This window comes from Nesterenkonia sp. YGD6 (genome assembly GCF_022565895.1).
GTDB lineage: Bacteria > Actinomycetota > Actinomycetes > Actinomycetales > Micrococcaceae > Nesterenkonia.
The window spans coordinates 210899-224865 of sequence record NZ_JAJOYY010000001.1 but is presented as its reverse complement, the minus strand read 5'-3'; the positions used below and the strand labels follow the sequence as shown (position 1 = coordinate 224865).

Here is a 13967-nt window from a genome sequence, read left to right as displayed (position 1 = left end):
CGACTCAGGCCCTATGAGGGCAAAGAGCCCTGGCGATCAGTCCACCAGCGCCCCCGCGGTGACCTACCCGAACGAGGGTGCCGACGGCAGCGGCGCCTACATCGACGGCGCGGGGCCTGACGATGGCGGTGAAGTCCCGGACATGATCCCCACCCCGGTTCAGGAGGCACCAGAGCTGGTGTCCGAACACCTCTCCAGCTGGCAGGAATACAGCACGGCCTCCGAGACGGAGCTCCAGCTGGCCTTCTACAGCGGCAATCCTGCCTGTTACGGCGTGCGGTCGGTGGTGGAAGAGGATGACACGGAGGTTCGCGTGGCCACCATCTCGGGCACCCTGCCCGACGCAGTCGGCTCCGCCTGCACCCAGGAGGCCCGCTACGTGGCCCTGGTCATCGAGCTCGACCAGCCGCTGGGAGACCGCGAGGTCGTGCCGCTGACTGAGGTTGAGCTCGCACCCTGACCCAGCGGCTCGGCTCGGCTTCAGTGTCGACCTGGCCAGATCGGACTCGGACCCGACCCCTTGGCCTCGACCCCGCCGAAGTACAGCTCGATCTCGGTGATCTGCCCATCGACCACTTTTACCAGCTCCACATTGCTGAACGGCGGCTCGTTCGGCAGCTGAGCGGTATAGCGCAGCATCACCGTGCCGGGTTCGATCTCGACCGCAGCGGTGATCTCGTGGCGCAGGAAGCGCTCGGCGGTGGCGAAGCAGGTCTCCAGGAATGCGGCCTTGTCCAGATGGTCATCTTGTGGAGACGTGAAGGTCATGTCCTCATCGAGGAGGATCCGCGCCGCCTGGCGGTCCCCGACGCGGTAGGCCGCGAACTGCGCCAGAGCTGTCTCCATCGGCGTCCTGATCATGATCGGGAATCTACTCGTCCCTCCCGCGGCCTGTCAGCGCTTCGGGGCCGGGAGCGGCAGGCCTAGCCGCCGGCGAAGGGCGGGAGCACATCGAGCTGATCCCCGGGGTGCAGCCGAGCCGTCTCGGACCGGGCTCGAACCCCGTTGACCAGGAACGAACTTCGCGCGCAGACCCGCTCCAGGCCGGGCACCGCGGCGCCGTCGTTGGTGTTGCGGTCGTGGTCGCCCGCAGGGTCGTCACCGCCGGCGGTGGTGGACAGCTGCTCCCGGACCAGCCGGGGCAGCTCGGTCAGCAGATCGACGACGGCGACCCCTTCTGCGGGCACCGGCAGGCGCAGCTCCTCGACCCCGGCGGCCTCGGCGGCGGCGGCGAAGAAGCGCACGCTGATCGGCGCACCCGTCATAGGCGCGGCGCTCGGCGCTGACGTCGGGACAGGCGCAGCGGATGTGTCCGGTGCGGGGGATGCCGTCGCAGGTGAGGTCTCGGTCATGGCTCAGCCTCCGATGGCGGACATGGAGCGGTCAGGGCGGTGGAAGCTGGCCAGATCGAAGCCTGGGCGGTCGGTGCCGTGGGCGGCGGGCTTGACCCACATCGCCTCGGCCCAGGCCTGGGCGATCTCGGCGTCGGTGGTGGCGGGGTTTCGCAGCAGGTGCATCAGGTCGAACTCCTCGTTGGAGAACAGGCAGCTCATCACTCGGCCCTCCGCGGTGAGCCGGGTGCGCCGGCAGTCCGCGCAGAACGGCTCGGTCACCGAGGCGATCACCCCGACGCGGCCCTGCGGCGGCCCGTGCAGTCCGCTGAGGATCGCGTCATCAGTTGTGCCCAGCGGGTAGACGTCGAAGCGCTCGGCCGGGGCGCCGTCGCGGTTCTCCGGTGTCGGGGTCAGGGCGAAGCGCTCGGAGAGCAGCGCCCGGGTCTCCGCGGCGGAGATCGTGCCGTCCTTGTTCCACTGCTGATCCCCGTCCAGCGGCATCTGCTCGATGAAACGCAGCTCGAAGCCGCGCTGAAGCGACCATGCCAGCAGGTCTGCGGCATGGGTGTCATTGATCCCGCGCATCAGCACCGCGTTGATCTTCAGCGGGGTCAGTCCTGCCGCGGCGGCGGCCTCGACCCCGATCAGCACCTTGTCCAGGGAGTCGCGGCGGGTCAGCTGGGCGAAGGTCTCCCGGTGCACCGAGTCCAGCGAGATGTTCACCCGGGTCAGCCCGGCCTCTGCCAGCGCGGCGGCCTTGCGCTCGAGTCCGATGGCGTTGGTGGTCATCGCGATGGGCAGATCCGGGTGATCGGCGCGCAGGGCCGCGACGATCTCGACCAGATCAGCACGGACCAGCGGCTCACCTCCGGTCAGTCGCAGCTCGCGCACCCCCAGCGTGTTCACCCCGATGTGCACCAGCCGGCGGATCTCCGCGGCGGAGAGCAGCTGGTCCTTGCTCAGCCAGGGGAGCCCCTCGGCCGGCATGCAGTAGGTGCAGCGCAGATTGCACTTGTCGATCAGCGAGATCCGCAGGTCTGTGGCGCGGCGGCCGAAGGAGTCCATCAGCCCGCGAGCCGGATCCGCGCCGCTGGTGTCGCGCCCGGTGTGACCCCCGCCCGATTTTCCGGGCCTGGATGCGCTCTGCTGGGAGGGCAGCGCGGGCATGCCCAGCTGGACCCGACTGGGTGAGGCCGGGCTCGAGGAGCTCGGGCTCACCGGGGCGGTGCTCGATGCGCCTGGAGCGGGGGCGTGGTCAGCTGGAAGCTGCTGCATCTGGCCATCGTATCCTCGCGGCCTGTCACGAGGAGATGTCACAGCCTCTGCGTAGACTGGACCCCATGTCAGAGACCCCCGACCGCGTACCCGTCGAAGAGCACATCAGCCGCCTCAGAGAGGTGCTCGGCGCCGCCCTGGGCGCCCGTGCCGCCGAGACCGTGGAGATCTCCTCCGGCGGCGTCGCCGGCCGGATCATCGCCGAGCGGCTGGTCTCCGAGGTGCCCCTGCCGGGGTTCGACAACTCCCAGATGGACGGCTTCGCGCTGCGCGCCGCCGACCTCACCGTGCATGCCGGTGAAGCCACCCTGCCGGTGGCAGGCACCACCGCCGCCGGCCAGGAGCCGGCCCTGCTGCCCATCGGCGCCGCCTTCGAGGTGATGACCGGGGCCCCGATCCCCGCCGGGGCCGACGTGGTGATCCCGGTGGAGTTCACCGACGGGTTCGGCGCCAAGGAGGTCCGCTTCACCGGACTCACCGAGGCCGACGTCGCCCGCGGCCGCTACATCCGGGAGGTGGGCTCCGACATCGACGCCGGCACCCTCCTCGCCGAACCCGGTGACGTGATCAGCCCCGCCCAGCTCGCCGTGCTCGCCGCCTGCGGCTACGCCGAGATCAGCGTGCTGGAACCGATCCGCACCCTGGTGGTCTCCACCGGGGACGAGATCCGTCGTCCCGGCTCCGAGCTGCGCCCCGGCCAGCTCTACGACGCCGACACCCCGCTGCTCGGCGCGGTGCTGGAGACCTTTGGTCACCAGGTGGAGACCTCCCGGATCGGCACCGATGATCCGGCCTGGTTCCTCGAAGCGCTGGACGCGCTGATCGCGGTGCACCACCCACACCTGATCATCACCGCCGGCGGCATCAGCAAGGGCGCCTACGAGGTGGTCCGCCAGGGGCTCGGCCGTCGCGGCATCTCCTTCGGCGTCGTCGCGCAGCAGCCCGGGGGCCCGCAGGGATGGGGTCTGCTCGAGGGTGACCTCGAGGGCCGGGGCCTGCTGCACTGGCGCTCCCAGGTCGACGACGCCCGCGCCCCGATCGCCGTCATCTCGCTGCCGGGCAACCCGGTCTCCTCGGCCGTGAGCATGGAGACCCTGGTCCGTCCCGCGCTGGCGGCGGTGGATCCCAACTGCGCCCCGCCGCGCCGGATCACGGTCCGCACGGTCGAAGACATCAGCTCCCCGCAGGGCGTCCGGCAGTTCCGTCGCGTGCGGATCCTCGATGACGCCGCCGTCGAGACCGGCGCGGCGCCCAGCGTGGAGCTCGAGGGCGGGCCCGGCTCCCACCTGCTGGGTCACCTCGCCCGGGCCGATGCGCTGCTGGAGCTGCCCGAGGACGACGTCGAGATCCCGGCCGGCTCCGAGCGGCAGGCCGTGCTGATCACCGGCCGCGGGATCGGCACCCGATGAGCGAACAGCCAGGTGCTCAGCAGACCGAGCCCGCTGCCCAGCAGCGGCTGACCCACGTCCGCGGTGACGGCAGCGCCCACATGGTCGACGTCTCCGGCAAGGAGGTCACCCAGCGGGTGGCCCGGGCTCAGGCCGTGGTCAAGACCACCGCCGAGGTCACCGCGCTGCTCGCCAGTGACGGGCTGCCCAAGGGCGACGCACTGGCCACCGCGAGGATCGCCGGGATCATGGCCGCCAAGAAGACCCCTGAGCTGATCCCACTGTGTCATCCGCTGCCGGTCGCGAAGGTCACCGTGGACCTCGACGTCGACACCCCTGCCTCGGGCTCGGTGCGCATCACCACGGAGGTGAAGACCACCTCGCGCACCGGCGTGGAGATTGAAGCATTGACGGCGGCCACGGTCGCGGCGTTGACTCTGTACGACATGATCAAGGCCGTGGACAAGGCCGCCGTGATCACCGACCAGATGGTCCTGTTCAAGGCCGGCGGCGCCAGCGGAGAATGGGCCAGGACTGAGACGGAGACCCGATGACCGACACCCCGCACGCCACCCCGCCCAAGAAGATCCCCGCCGACGCCACCGCTGAGGCTGAAGTGCCGGACCTCGGCGAGACCGACTACTCCGACGCCCAGACCTCGCGCATGATCGCACCGGTGATCGTCTCCACCCGCGCGGCCACCGGGGTCACCGAGGACCGCTCAGCACCGGTGATCGCCGAGTTCGCGAAGAAGATCGGCTTCTTCACCCGCCCCCCGGTGCTGATCCCCGACGGCGAGGGAGTCCTCGCGGCACTCTCGGAGCTGCTGGTGCAGATCGAGCCCGCGGTGATCATCACCTCCGGAGGCACCGGGCTCACCCCCGATGACCTGACCCCCGAATTCACCAAGCCGCTGCTGGACAAAGAGATCCCCGGCATCATGGAGGCGGTGCGCGCCCACGGCCGGACCAAGAACCCGCTGGCCTCGCTCAGCCGCGGCGTCGCCGGGGTCACCGGCAAGACGGTCATCGTGAACCTGCCCGGTTCTCCCAAGGCTGTCCGCGAGGGCATGGAGGTGCTGGTCCAGGTCCTCCCGCACCTCTGCGACCAGGTCGCCGACATCCGCGACCACGAGGCCTGGGACAGCGAGGAATGAGCTCGGATACACCCCAGGAGCTGAACCGGGCAGGCTTCTCCGCCGATGAGCCCTTCGAGTTTCCGCAGGAACGCGTGATCCTCGCCCAGCTCAGCGATCAGCCGCTGACCCCCGCCCAGGCAGAGGCGGAGGTCTGGGCTGAACGGGCCGGCGCCGTCGTCGGCTTCTCCGGAATCGTGCGCAACCACGACCAGGGCCAGCCCGTGCACCGGCTGAGCTACACCGCGCACCCCTCCGCGGCCGAAGCGATCGCCCAGGTGGCCGTCGACATCGCCGCGCGCTTCCCCACTGTGCGGGTCTGGGTGGCCCACCGGGTGGGGGAGCTCGCGATCGGGGACCACGCACTGGTCGCCGCCGTCGCCTCGGCCCACCGCGCCGAGGCCTTCGAAGCCTGCGCCGAACTGGTGGAGCAGACCAAGGAACAGGTGCCGATCTGGAAAGAGCAGTTCTTCGCCGACGGCAGCAAGGAATGGGTCGGGCTCTAGCCGGGTGCAGGACCTACCGGCTCGAGCGGGCCGTCTTCTCCATGGCGATCGCCTTGCGCATGTTCTTCCGGGCTCGGGTGCGATCCCCGGCGATGTCATAGGCGATGGAGAGCCGGAACCAGGAGCGCCAGTCTGAAGGGGCGGCCTCGGCCTCGGCGGCGTAGATCTTGAACTGCTCATCGGCCTGGGCGCGGTTCGCCCGGCCCCCGGCGGAGCGTTCCACGGTGTCTTCGGGCAGCCCGCCCTCGGTCTCCAGCCTCCGGCCCAATCGTTCAGTGCCGATGCCGAAGAGCAGCTCACGGCCCAGCACCCAGGCGCCCAGGATCACGATTGCCATCGCGCCGGCCCCGATCAGCTGGGCGTAGATGTCATCGACGCGCAGGAACCGCCAGGCTGAGGCCCCGGCGCCGACCAACATGATGGCGAGCAGGACGATGACCAGTCCGGTCCAGAATTTCGTCTTCACGCGGGCTACAGTCCCAGATCGAGGTAGCCGTCGAGCCCATGGGTCAGCCCGGGTCGTGAACCGACCGTGCGCAGGCCCAGCAGCACGCCGGGCATGAAGGAGGCGCGGTCGAAGGAGTCGTGGCGGATGGTCAGTTGCTCGCCGGTGGAGCCCAGCAGGACCTCCTGATGCGCGACGAGTCCGCGCAGCCGCACCGAATGCACGTGAATCCCGGCGACCTCGGCGCCGCGAGCACCTTCCAGGGCGGTCTCGGTGGCATCGGGGGAGGGGCCGACGTCGGCCGCGTCCCGAGCCTGACCCATCAGCTCCGCGGTGCGCACCGCGGTGCCTGAAGGGGCATCGACCTTCTTCGGGTGGTGCAGCTCGATGATCTCGGCAGAGTCGAAGTATTGCGCGGCCTTGGCGGCGAAGGCGGTGGCCAGCACCGAGCCCAGCGCGAAGTTGGGGGCGATCAGCACACCGGTGGAGCTGTGCGTGCTGAGCAGCTGCTCCAGAGCCTGCAGCTTCGCGGTGTCCCAGCCGGTGGTGCCGACCACCGCGTGGAGGCCGTGTTCCACGGCGAAGCGGACATTGGCCTCGGTGGACTCCGGCACGGTCAGATCCACCACATGGGTGGCCCCGGCGGAGAGGATCTCGCTGAGCTCGTCTGTGCGGCCCTGTGCGGCGACCAGCTCCATGTCCGGTGCGTTCTGAACGGCTTTCACGGCCTCGGTGCCCATGCGGCCGCCCGCGCCGAGGACGGCGACTCGAATCTCTGCTGTGCTCATCCCCCCAGCCTATCGTCCAGTCCTCCCCACCGGGGGTTCTCCCTGGACAGGTCAGGGGGTGTTGAAAACTGTTCGCTTGTGTTTGAATGTGAGCACCAGGTCGGCAAGTGAAGGGGAGTCCATGCTGGCAGCACAGCGCCGTGCCGGGATCGTCTCGCTGCTGGACGTCTCCGGGGCCGTGAGCGTCACCGAGCTCGCCGCGCACTTCGGGGTCTCGGACATGACCATCCGTCGGGACCTGGACAACCTCGCCGCCCACGGGCTCATCGCCAAGGTCCACGGAGGAGCCGTCGCCCCGGCCGATGCCGCCGCCGGCTCATCCGCGCGGCGCAGCGAGGAGCCGGGCTTCCCGGTGAAGTCAGCGCAGCGCCAGGCCGAGAAGGAAGCCATCGCCGCGGCCGCCGTTCAGCTGGTCCAGCCGGGGATGTCCATCGGCCTCTCCGCCGGCACCACCACCTGGGCGCTGGCGCACCGGCTCCTCGGCATCGGAGAGCTCACCGTGGTCACCAACTCCCCGCGGATCGCGGAGATCTTCCACCGCTCCGCCGAGCAGGCGCGGGCCGGCGGCGAAGCCCCGGAACAGACAGCCGTGGGCAGCGCACCAGCAGATCAGACCGTCATCCTCACCGGGGGAGTCCGGACGCCCTCGGACGCGCTGGTCGGCCCGATCGCGAACCAGGCGCTGCGCTCCCTGCATCTGGATCTGATCTTCCTCGGCGCCCACGGCTTTGCCCTGGAGGCCGGGTTCACCACTCCGAACCTGGAGGAGGCCGAGACCAACCGGACCTGGCTGCAGACCTCACCGCGCGCCGTCGTGCTGGCGGATCACAGCAAATGGAACGCCACAGCGCTGGGCACCTTCGCCGAGCTCGCGCAGATCCACACACTGATCACCGACACCGGCCTCGACGACGCCGCGGCCGATGCGCTGCGCGAGCAGCTCGAGGCGCTGATCCTCGCCGAACCCACCGAGACCAGGAGTCCCCGATGACCACCCCCGCCAGCGCCGCCGAGCGCCCCGCGCCCGAACCGCCGCAGCCCCTCCCCGGCGGGCATGCCGCGCAGCGCACCCGGGCCCAGCTCGCCGACGGCCGCGAGATCTTCTTCTTCGACGATGAGCCCCGCCGTCGCACCGTCGAGGACCGGCGCGAGATCTTCCGACCGGTGGGCGGCAACGAGATGCGCTATGACCCGCTGCTGCGCGAATGGGTGGCCATCGCCGCGGCCCGCCAGAATCGGACCCACCTGCCCTCCACCGATCAATGCCCGCTGTGCCCCTCGACGCCCGAGCGTGCCACCGAGGTCCCGCAGGGCCAGTACGACGTCGTCGTCTTCGAGAACCGCTTCCCCTCCTTCCGCGGCGACATCCCGATCCCCGAGGAGCTCCTGAGCACCACGACGGCGGCGCAGGAGTCCGCCGGTCTGCGCCACCCCGGCTCGGGCCGGTGCGAGGTGGTCTGCTTCACCGACCAGCACACCTCCGCGCTGGGGCAGGTCAGCGTCAGGCGGATGCGCACCGTGGTGGACGCCTGGGCGGACCGGACCGCCGCGATGCTCGCCGAACCCGGCGTCGAGCAGGTGTACTGCTTCGAGAACCGCGGCGAGGAGATCGGAGTGACGCTGAACCACCCGCACGGGCAGATCTACGGCTACCCCTTCGTCACCCCGCGCACCCGCACCCTGTTGGACTCCGCCGCGGACTACCGCGCCCGCCGCGACGCCGATCTCTTCGCCGACATCCTGGCCAGCGAGGTCGCCGACGGTCGCCGGGTCGTCGCGCGCACCGAGCACTGGACCGCGTTCACCCCCGCCTGGGCGCGCTGGCCGGTGGAGCTGCACATCTACCCGCACCGCGCGGTGGAGCGGCTGCCCGAGCTCACCGACGCCGAACGCGACGACTTCGCCGCGCTCTACCTGGACCTGCTGCGCCGCGGCGACCTGCTCTTCGACTCACCCCTGCCCTACATCTCCGGCTGGCAGCAGGCCCCGGCCTCGGCCGCACCCGGGCTGATGCGGCTGCATCTGCAACTGTTCTCGATCCGGCGGGCGGAGAACAAGCTGAAGTACCTGGCCGGCTCCGAATCCGGGATGGGCGTGTTCATCAATGACATCGCCCCTGAGGAGACGGCACGGCGACTCGTGGCGATCGGCCCGCAGGCGGCAGAATCAGACACGGCAGAGTCAGAGCAGGCAACACCCACCCAGACAGAGGAGACACCATGAAGCTGCTGGTCACCGGCGGTGCCGGGTATATCGGATCCGTGGTGGTGCAGCGGCTGCTCGCCGAGGGCCACACCGTGGAGGTCCTGGACAACCTGAGCACCGGCCACGCCGACTCCGTGCTGGACGGGGCGCGCTGGCACCAGGCCGAGCTGCTCCAGGTCGGTGAGATCCTGGACTCCAGCTTCGACGGCGTCGTCCACCTCGCCGCGCGCTCCCTGGTGGGGGAGTCGGTGAGCCACCCGGAGCGCTACTGGCACGGCAACATCGTCGCCACCCTCGCGCTGCTCGATGCGATGCGCGAGGCCGGGGTCGGTCGGCTGGTGTTCTCCTCCACCGCCGCGGTTTACGGGGAGCCCGCCGGATCCAGCATCGCCGAATCGGACCCGACCATGCCGACCAACCCCTATGGGGCGTCGAAGCTGGCGATCGATCACATGCTCACCGCCGAGGCCCACGCCCACGGGCTGGCCGCGATCAGCCTGCGCTACTTCAACGTGGCCGGCGCCTCCGGGGACCTGCGCGAACGCCACGACCCGGAGACCCACCTGATCCCGAACCTGCTCAAGGTCGCCGCGGGGGAGAAGGAGTCCGCCAGCATCTTCGGCACCGACTACCCGACCGAGGACGGCACCGCGGTGCGCGACTACATCCATGTGCTCGACCTCGCCGAGGCGCACCTGCGCGCGCTGCAGGCCGCCGAACCCTCGACCCACGAGATCTACAACCTCGGCACCGGCACCGGCACCTCGGTGCGCCAGGTGATCGACGCCGTCCGCGAGGTCACCGGGGCTCCAGTTCCGGCGACGGAGGAGCCCCGCCGCGCCGGGGACCCGGCGGTGCTGGTCGCCTCCGGAGCGCGCGCGCTCGAGCGGCTGGGCTGGAGCCCGACCCGCGAGGTCCGCGAGATGGTCGCCGACGCCTGGGCCGCCCTGGGGCACGAGCCCGCCGCGACCCCCGACCCACAGACCGCCGGAACCCAGACCCCCGGAGACCAGGCCCGCGGAGGCGCCGCATGAGCTCCGAGCACCTGGCGCTCGCCGAGCACTTCCACGCCGCCTACGGCCGCGCCTGCACCGGGATCTGGGCCGCCCCGGGCAGGGTCAACCTGATCGGCGAGCACACCGACTACAACGGCGGCTTCGTGCTGCCCTTCGCTCTGCCTCAGGTCAGCGAGGTGGCGGCCGCGGCCCGCGAGGACCGGATGGTCCATGTGCGCTCGCTGCTCAACGGCGAGACCGCGGAGTTCAGCCTCGACGGGCTGGCCCCCGGCGTCGTCGCGGGCTGGGCCGCCTATGCCGCCGGGGTGCTCTGGTCACTGGAACAGGCCGGACACCGGCTGCCCGGCCTGGACCTGCTCATCGACTCCACGGTGCCCATCGGCGCGGGACTGTCCTCCTCGGCCGCCCTGGAGTGCTCGGTGGTGCTGGCGGCCACCGACCTGGCCGGCGTCGACCTGCCCGCCGCGGAGCTGGCCCGGCTCGCGCAGCACGCGGAGAACGACTTCGTGGGCATGCCCTGCGGGATCATGGACCAGATGGCCTCGGTCGCCGCCGAGGCCGAGCACGTGCTGCTGCTGGACACCCGCAGCATGAGCACCGAACAGGTCCCGTTCACCCTGGCCCCGGATGATCTCGCGCTGCTGGTCATCGACTCCCGCGCCGAGCACCGCCTCGTGGACGGCGAGTACGCCGCCCGCCGCGCCCAGTGCGAGGCCGGCGCCCGGACGCTGGGGGTGCAGAGTCTGCGCGAGCTCACCGACGACGGGGTCGCGCCCGAGGAGCTGCCGGCGCGGCTCCCCGACGAGGTCACCCTGCGACGGGTCCGGCACGTGCTCACCGAGAACGCGCGGGTGCTCGCCGCCCGGGAGGCGCTGCGCACCGGCGCCTACGCCCAGCTCGGTGAGATCCTTTCTGCATCCCACGCCTCTGCCCGCGATGACTTCGAGATCACCGTCGAAGAGACCGACACCATGGTGCAGACGCTGCTCTCGGTGCCGGCCTCCGATCACGTGCAGCCCGCGCTGGGGGCCAGGCAGGTGGGCGGCGGATTCGGTGGGTGCGTGATCGCGCTGATCCAGGCGGACTCCTTCGACGGGCTGCTCGCCGCGGTCCAGGACAATGCCCGCCGGCGCGGCTTCACCGAGCCCACCGGCTTCCTGGCGCACGCCTCCGCCGGAGCCCGCCGCCTCGCCTGAGCGCCGTGCGGGAACCGCCGCCGTGCCTGCGCCGTGCGAGGGCCTAGCGGCCCGCGACGGCGTTTCCGGCCGCGTGGGCCAGCGCCTCCAGCGGGCCGCGACGGCGCAGGATGAAGCGCAGCAGACCCGCGCCCAGGGCGCCAATGATCAGGATCATCAGCATCTCCATCGGCGAATACTCGGTGAGGAAGGTCAGGAAGTCCGGCACCGGAGCCCCGCGCCAGAAGTGCAGCACCACGATGTGGGCCACGTAGAGGGTCAGCGGCATCGCACCCGCGCCGATCAGCGGTGCCAGCAGCCAGCGCAGCTTCTCCGCGACCAGCAGGCACAGCCCCAGCACCAGCATCGAGGTGCCGATGGTGTGGATCAGGTCCATGGTGGAGCCCTCATGGGGGGTGGCAAGCAGAAACCACAGATCCTCGGTGACCAGCGGAACCTGGAAGGTCCCGACCAGCAGCTCGGCGCGCATCTCGGCGCTGGACCAGCCATAGCGGGCCGCCAGTTCGGGGATCAGCGAGGACTGCCAGAGCATCCACAGGTGCACCGCGTAGCTCGCCGCGGCCAGCACGAGACCGATGCCGGCCAGCTTCAGCGCGGTGGGGGCGCGGTGCAGCTGCAGCCGGCCGATGGCCATGCCGGTGAAGAGGTAAGCCGGCCACAGCAGCAGCGGGTAGTACCCGGTCAGCGCCAGATCCATGCCCAGCACCGCCGGATCGGCCAGGTCGGCGACGCCGGGGGAGTGCCAGAGCCGCCAGATGTCGGGGAATCCCTCCCAGGAGCTGCGCAGATCGTTGTGCAGCCACCAGAACGCCACCGGGGCTGCGGCCACCCAGGCCCCGGCGAGCGCGAACAGCGGCACCGCGCCCAGACGCAGGAACGGCAGCGCGAGCAGGAAGAGCAGGCCGTAGTGCACCAGGATGATCGCCACTCCGGAGTTCAACGAGGCCAACAGCAGCCCGATCACCACCACGACCAGCGCGCGCCCCGCCACAGCCTTGCGGTCCCCGGCGAGCTGCGCCCCGGAATGGGGTCGGCCGGCGCCGCCGCTGAGCAGCGAGAGCCCCACCCCGGCCAACATCGCGAACAGCGCGGAGGGCCGTCCGGTGAAGAGCAGCCCGGCCCAGCTCGCGTCCTGGCCGGTCTCAGAGATGGTGGGCAGCGCGTGGACGCTCATCATCCCCAGCAGCGCGAGACCGCGGGCGGCATCGACACCGGAGATGCGGCGCGGACGTACGGAGGTGGTGCCAGCTTTGATCACCGTATGTACGTTACTGCTTTCTCGGGCCGACGATCGCCGAGCGCCTGGTGAGCGCGCCAGCGGACCACTTGAGCGGCCCGGGAGAAAAAAGTTTCGAATCCGCTGCAACCTTTTCGCGGCTCCGACGGTAGTCCTGATGTGAGCACAAAAAGTGATCACCATCACTGCCTTCAGGCACCCTGAAAGGACAACGCCATGCGCAAGTCACTTCCACTCGCCACCACCGCTCTCGTCGGGATGGCCATCGCTGCCACCGCGGCCCCTGCCTACGCCGACGAGCATGAGGCCTCCGCTCAGCTCTCCGTGCTGCACGCCGTGCCGGACCTTCCCGTCGACGTCTACGTCAACGGCGAGCTGACCCTCGATGACTTCAACCCAGGTGACCTGGCCGGGCCGCTGGAGCTGCCGGGCGGCGACTACGAGATCGCGATCACCGCCGCCGACGCCGCCGATGCCTCGGATCCGGTGCTCGGCCCCGTGGACGTCTCCCTGGAGGGCGGCGGGAACTACACCGCAGCCGCCCACCTGGACGCCGACGGCAACCCGACCGTGACCGCGTTCGGCAACGACACCTCGGAGCTCGCGGCCGGTGAGGGTCGCCTCACGGTGCGCCACGTGGCCGCCGCCCCCGAGGTCGACATCTGGGCCAACGGCGAGGTCGCCGTCGAGTCGCTGGCGAACCCGGACGAGGCCGCGCTGGAGCTGCCTGCCGGCACGCTTGAGGCCGCCGTGTCTCTGGCCGGCGAGTCTGACCCGGTCATCGGCCCGGCTGATGTCGACGTCGCCGAAGGCGTCAACACGATCGTCTACGCCTGGGGCTCCGCCGCGGACGGCAACCTGGCTCTGGCAACCCAGACGGTCGACGCCGCGCACTCCTCGCCAGACGGCGTGCCCACCGGCAACTTCGAGGTCGTCGCCGGCCAGTCCACCGCCGGCTGGGTCGCCGGCATCGGCGTGCTGGCCCTGATGGGCGTCGGCGCCGTGGCCATGGGTGCCCGCGCCAAGAGCCGCGCCTGAGATGAACAACCACCGTCGTCGCCTGCGGGCGGGTCACTCCGCCAGCCTGGCTCTCATGCTCACCGCTTCTCTGGTCGCAACAGGGTGCGCCACGGGGACTGCGGCCAGCTCCGAGGGCCAGGCGGCGGCGGTCTCGGCCTCCGGAGCATCCCCGGGACCGTCGGCGTCTTCCCCTTCGCCGACGGCCCCCGGATCTCCGGAGGCCACCCCCTCAGTCCTGAGTCCCGGATCCGTCCCGGTCCAACCTGCCGAGCAGGGAGAACAGGAGCCCACTCCCGAGCCCGTGCAGGTGCTCTACCCGGAGATCGATGCAGACATCCCGGTGGAGCCGCGGGGGGGGGGCCGGGGGGGGGCCAAGGGAGAAAACCCCCCCCCCCCCCCCCCGGCCGGGGGGCAATAAAACA

17 protein-coding genes are annotated in these 13967 nt (G+C 70.8%); 10 read left to right on the top strand and 7 right to left on the bottom strand.

Annotated features, from left to right (window positions below):
- Nucleotides 1–13 precede the first annotated feature (13 nt).
- Nucleotides 14–460, top strand: coding sequence for a hypothetical protein (locus LTI14_RS01045; RefSeq protein ID WP_241475347.1), 447 nt, complete (start codon nt 14–16; stop codon nt 458–460).
- Between the two features lie 20 nt (nt 461–480).
- On the opposite strand, the gene LTI14_RS01040 is transcribed toward LTI14_RS01045, so the two are convergent.
- The 3 genes from LTI14_RS01040 to moaA all read right to left on the bottom strand — a co-directional run bounded on the left by LTI14_RS01040 (nt 481) and on the right by moaA (nt 2501).
- Entirely contained in the window at nt 481–861 is a 381-nt protein-coding gene (locus LTI14_RS01040; RefSeq protein WP_241464212.1) for a nuclear transport factor 2 family protein, read from the bottom strand.
- Between the two features lie 62 nt (nt 862–923).
- Entirely contained in the window at nt 924–1352 is a 429-nt protein-coding gene (locus LTI14_RS01035; protein WP_255727126.1) for a MoaD/ThiS family protein, read from the bottom strand.
- A gap of 3 nt (nt 1353–1355) precedes the next feature.
- Nucleotides 1356–2501, bottom strand: a complete 1146-nt coding sequence (moaA, locus tag LTI14_RS01030; RefSeq protein WP_446740372.1) for a GTP 3',8-cyclase MoaA — start codon at nt 2499–2501, stop codon at nt 1356–1358.
- A gap of 173 nt (nt 2502–2674) precedes the next feature.
- Here moaA and LTI14_RS01025 point away from each other — a divergent pair, with 173 nt between their 5' ends.
- Genes LTI14_RS01025 through LTI14_RS01010 form a run of 4 tightly spaced genes read left to right on the top strand, consistent with a single transcriptional unit; the run spans nt 2675 to nt 5638 of the window.
- Nucleotides 2675–4018, top strand: a complete 1344-nt coding sequence (locus LTI14_RS01025) for a molybdopterin molybdotransferase MoeA (protein ID WP_241470019.1) — start codon at nt 2675–2677, stop codon at nt 4016–4018.
- Nucleotides 4015–4551: a cyclic pyranopterin monophosphate synthase MoaC gene (moaC, locus tag LTI14_RS01020; protein ID WP_241464217.1), complete on the top strand. Its 537-nt coding sequence runs from the start codon at nt 4015–4017 to the stop codon at nt 4549–4551. Before LTI14_RS01025 ends, moaC begins: the two co-directional genes overlap by 4 nt.
- On the top strand, nt 4548–5153 hold the full coding sequence (locus LTI14_RS01015; protein WP_342357707.1) for a MogA/MoaB family molybdenum cofactor biosynthesis protein: 606 nt from the start codon (nt 4548–4550) through the stop codon (nt 5151–5153). Before moaC ends, LTI14_RS01015 begins: the two co-directional genes overlap by 4 nt.
- Complete coding sequence (locus tag LTI14_RS01010) at nt 5150–5638, top strand: molybdenum cofactor biosynthesis protein MoaE (protein WP_241464219.1); 489 nt, start codon at nt 5150–5152, stop codon at nt 5636–5638. The genes LTI14_RS01015 and LTI14_RS01010 overlap by 4 nt, the downstream gene beginning before the upstream one ends.
- 13 nt (nt 5639–5651) lie before the next feature.
- Here LTI14_RS01010 and LTI14_RS01005 read toward each other — a convergent pair whose 3' ends face one another.
- Together LTI14_RS01005 and dapB are read right to left on the bottom strand one after the other, a co-directional pair.
- On the bottom strand, nt 5652–6104 hold the full coding sequence (locus LTI14_RS01005) for a hypothetical protein (protein WP_241470018.1): 453 nt from the start codon (nt 6102–6104) through the stop codon (nt 5652–5654).
- A 5-nt stretch (nt 6105–6109) separates the two neighbouring features.
- Nucleotides 6110–6871 (bottom strand): 4-hydroxy-tetrahydrodipicolinate reductase, encoded by a 762-nt coding sequence (gene dapB / locus LTI14_RS01000; protein WP_241470017.1) that lies wholly within the window; start codon nt 6869–6871, stop codon nt 6110–6112.
- Nucleotides 6872–6992: 121 nt separating this feature from the next.
- On the opposite strand from dapB, the gene LTI14_RS00995 reads away from it, so the two are divergent.
- The 4 genes from LTI14_RS00995 to galK are packed head-to-tail and all read left to right on the top strand — an operon-like array spanning nt 6993 to nt 11288.
- Nucleotides 6993–7862 (top strand): DeoR/GlpR family DNA-binding transcription regulator, encoded by an 870-nt coding sequence (locus LTI14_RS00995; protein WP_241475345.1) that lies wholly within the window; start codon nt 6993–6995, stop codon nt 7860–7862.
- A complete protein-coding gene (galT, locus tag LTI14_RS00990; RefSeq protein ID WP_241475343.1) occupies nt 7859–9094 on the top strand; it encodes a galactose-1-phosphate uridylyltransferase in 1236 nt (411 codons plus the stop codon). The genes LTI14_RS00995 and galT overlap by 4 nt, the downstream gene beginning before the upstream one ends.
- On the top strand, nt 9091–10110 hold the full coding sequence (gene galE / locus LTI14_RS00985; RefSeq protein ID WP_241470014.1) for a UDP-glucose 4-epimerase GalE: 1020 nt from the start codon (nt 9091–9093) through the stop codon (nt 10108–10110). Before galT ends, galE begins: the two co-directional genes overlap by 4 nt.
- Complete coding sequence (gene galK, locus LTI14_RS00980; RefSeq protein ID WP_241464228.1) at nt 10107–11288, top strand: galactokinase; 1182 nt, start codon at nt 10107–10109, stop codon at nt 11286–11288. The genes galE and galK overlap by 4 nt, the downstream gene beginning before the upstream one ends.
- A 43-nt stretch (nt 11289–11331) precedes the next feature.
- Here the strand turns inward: galK and LTI14_RS00975 are convergent, their stop codons facing one another.
- A complete protein-coding gene (locus LTI14_RS00975) occupies nt 11332–12546 on the bottom strand; it encodes a heparan-alpha-glucosaminide N-acetyltransferase domain-containing protein (RefSeq protein WP_241475335.1) in 1215 nt (404 codons plus the stop codon).
- A gap of 195 nt (nt 12547–12741) precedes the next feature.
- On the opposite strand from LTI14_RS00975, the gene LTI14_RS00970 reads away from it, so the two are divergent.
- Entirely contained in the window at nt 12742–13563 is an 822-nt protein-coding gene (locus tag LTI14_RS00970) for a DUF4397 domain-containing protein (protein WP_241464231.1), read from the top strand.
- 33 nt (nt 13564–13596) lie between these two features.
- On the opposite strand, the gene LTI14_RS00965 is transcribed toward LTI14_RS00970, so the two are convergent.
- Nucleotides 13597–13770, bottom strand: a complete 174-nt coding sequence (locus LTI14_RS00965; protein ID WP_241464232.1) for a hypothetical protein — start codon at nt 13768–13770, stop codon at nt 13597–13599.
- Nucleotides 13771–13967: the final 197 nt, after the last annotated feature.

Coding starts and splice junctions, on each gene's coding strand:
- galT (WP_241475343.1), top strand. CDS start 7,859: ATGACCACCCCCGCCAGCGCCGCCGAGCGCCCCGCGCCCGAACCGCCG.
- LTI14_RS01010 (WP_241464219.1), top strand. CDS start 5,150: ATGAGCTCGGATACACCCCAGGAGCTGAACCGGGCAGGCTTCTCCGCC.
- LTI14_RS01015 (WP_342357707.1), top strand. CDS start 4,548: ATGACCGACACCCCGCACGCCACCCCGCCCAAGAAGATCCCCGCCGAC.
- LTI14_RS01040 (WP_241464212.1), bottom strand. CDS start 861: ATGATCAGGACGCCGATGGAGACAGCTCTGGCGCAGTTCGCGGCCTAC.
- dapB (WP_241470017.1), bottom strand. CDS start 6,871: ATGAGCACAGCAGAGATTCGAGTCGCCGTCCTCGGCGCGGGCGGCCGC.
- moaC (WP_241464217.1), top strand. CDS start 4,015: ATGAGCGAACAGCCAGGTGCTCAGCAGACCGAGCCCGCTGCCCAGCAG.
- galE (WP_241470014.1), top strand. CDS start 9,091: ATGAAGCTGCTGGTCACCGGCGGTGCCGGGTATATCGGATCCGTGGTG.
- LTI14_RS01025 (WP_241470019.1), top strand. CDS start 2,675: ATGTCAGAGACCCCCGACCGCGTACCCGTCGAAGAGCACATCAGCCGC.
- moaA (WP_446740372.1), bottom strand. CDS start 2,501: ATGCCCGCGCTGCCCTCCCAGCAGAGCGCATCCAGGCCCGGAAAATCG.
- LTI14_RS00995 (WP_241475345.1), top strand. CDS start 6,993: ATGCTGGCAGCACAGCGCCGTGCCGGGATCGTCTCGCTGCTGGACGTC.
- galK (WP_241464228.1), top strand. CDS start 10,107: ATGAGCTCCGAGCACCTGGCGCTCGCCGAGCACTTCCACGCCGCCTAC.
- LTI14_RS01035 (WP_255727126.1), bottom strand. CDS start 1,352: ATGACCGAGACCTCACCTGCGACGGCATCCCCCGCACCGGACACATCC.
- LTI14_RS01045 (WP_241475347.1), top strand. CDS start 14: ATGAGGGCAAAGAGCCCTGGCGATCAGTCCACCAGCGCCCCCGCGGTG.
- LTI14_RS00970 (WP_241464231.1), top strand. CDS start 12,742: ATGCGCAAGTCACTTCCACTCGCCACCACCGCTCTCGTCGGGATGGCC.